The 1320-nt window shown below is 71.9% G+C and carries 1 protein-coding gene and 1 pseudogene; one reads left to right on the top strand and one right to left on the bottom strand.

Going from position 1 to position 1320, the window contains the following annotated elements:
• A pseudogene (locus G6026_RS13865) lies at nt 1–838 on the bottom strand (cytosine deaminase); the annotation flags it as partial.
• 193 nt (nt 839–1031) lie between these two features.
• Between G6026_RS13865 and G6026_RS17505 the strand changes: the two are divergent.
• Nucleotides 1032–1320 (top strand): helix-turn-helix transcriptional regulator (locus G6026_RS17505; protein WP_347238112.1); only part of this gene is annotated, 289 nt, incomplete at its 3' end.

Here is a 1320-nt window from a genome sequence, read left to right as displayed (position 1 = left end):
AGTGGCCGGCCGTCCGGATGCGCCCCGGCTCCCACGAGGCCACCCGGTCGGTGAAGGGGGTGAGCATCGCGTGGTCGCCGTCGAGGAACTCGTCGACGTGCAGGTCCACGCCGACCCCCAGCTCCTCGGCCAGATCGATCAGTCTGTGCGTCTCGGCGACACTGTCCGGGGCGATGTGGGGGGCGCCGCCGATGAGGTCGGCCCCGGCCTCCATGGCCGCGCGGACGCAGTCGGCGGGATCGTCGTCGCCCGCCATCGCGACGATCTGCAGGTCCAACTCGTCCGCGAGTTCGTCACGCACCCGGACCAGGGCCCGGATCCCGCGAAGGGGATCACCGTCGTCGTGGAGGTCGACGTGGGTGCGTACCGCCGTGGTGCCGCTGGCGACCAGGCGACGGGCCGCCTCCAGCGCCCGATCATGGATCTCGTCCTCGTCGACCGTGGCGGAGAAGGCCCTCCACGCGTCGATCGCCGCGCCGAGGTCGCACCCCGGCGGCCTGGTCGCACCCCAGCTCAGGGCCTTGTCCAGGTGCGCGTGGGGTTCCGCCGGCGCCGTCAGGGCGAGGTAACCATGACCGTCGATCACTGCCGGGCGGTGAGCCTCGGGGCCGGCCCCGCCCGCCCCCTCGTCATCGTCGGCCCCGTCCACCTCCGTGACGGCGACGACCACACCACCCTCGATGTCCAGATCGACGACCCGGCCGTCGGGCAATCCGACCCCGGTGATGCGGTCAACCCGCCTCGGGCCTGCGGTGCGAGCCCTCCCGTCGTGCGGCCTCGCCGGGGAGGCGTCGCGGCCCGCTGCTACGTCACCACGCTGGCGTGTGAGTGTGTCCACTGACTGGGTTCTCCTGCTCTGCCGGACCGTCCCCGACCGGGTCGGTATGGTGTCCTTGCGCTTTCGCTCAGGACGCGGGATATTGACCTCGTCAATACAGATCAGTGTCACGGGCGGGTGTTTCGACCGGATTACCCCGCCGGATCTGGCCTGTAACCGCTCACAGAGCGCTCGCGGAGAACGGGAGGCACCGGTGTCGGGACTTCGGGAAGACGGTCTGACGCGCCTGGGTTCCCGCATCCGGCATCACCGTCAGCAGCTCGGCCTGACCCTCGTGGAGGTGGCGGGCCACGCCGGCATCTCCCAACCCTTCCTCAGCCAGATCGAGCGAGGCAAGGCCGCCCCGAGCATGTCGACCCTCGAGGGCCTCGCGCACGCCCTGGGCACCACCCAGGCGCACCTGCTGGAAGCGGTCGACTCCGGCGACCAGGCGGCAGGCCGCCCGACGACGACCGACCGGGCAGCGTCCGGCGGCGGCGCCC

Origin of the sequence: Dietzia sp. DQ11-38-2, assembly GCF_014145055.1 — a bacterium.
Lineage (GTDB): Bacteria > Actinomycetota > Actinomycetes > Mycobacteriales > Mycobacteriaceae > Dietzia.
This window is presented reverse-complemented; position numbering and strand designations above follow the sequence as displayed.